Here is a 506-nt window from a genome sequence, read left to right as displayed (position 1 = left end):
ACATTAAAGAAGGTAAGGCACAATAGTTGAAAAACACTAAGTATTCATTTGATTAACTATTTGATGTTCAATGTAAGGTCATCATACAAATATTTAGGGAGTCTTTGTTCAAACTCTAACAATAATTTTATCGGTGCATTGCCATGATATTCGATAGGATTAACTTTACCAACATAAATATAATCAAGGTTTTGTGTACCAATCTTTTTAGCTTTTCTGATGAACATGTGAAGGATTATCCCTCTAGATTGATTCAAACAGATATCCATTCCTACTTTAGAATCTTGTGTGGTTTTATTTTGTGTTTCCCATTGCATACGTTTTCTAGAAATAAGTTTATCGTCATACCTTGTGCTTTCTTTAATATCTTCATCTTTGTGTAGATCAACAAACAAATAAAAATGATTCCCATTTCTCCAAACACCGGCGCCCCGAATGGAGGAGAAAGATTTAGTGTAATTTGTTAAAAACCCCATATCTTTCATTTTATACGGATAATATAGTTT

At 31.2% G+C, this 506-nt stretch carries 1 protein-coding gene; it reads right to left on the bottom strand.

Features of this window, described 5'->3' with window-relative positions:
• Positions 1-56 precede the first annotated feature (56 nt).
• The coding region (locus tag ABCO64_RS10870; protein WP_343089495.1) for a DUF3427 domain-containing protein at positions 57-506 on the bottom strand (450 nt) is incomplete at its 5' end.

Source organism: Methanocalculus natronophilus (assembly GCF_038751955.1).
In the GTDB taxonomy this organism is placed as follows: Archaea; Halobacteriota; Methanomicrobia; order Methanomicrobiales; family Methanocorpusculaceae; genus Methanocalculus; species Methanocalculus natronophilus.
The sequence above is the reverse complement of the archived record's forward strand: the minus strand, read 5'-3'. Positions and strand labels throughout refer to the sequence as shown.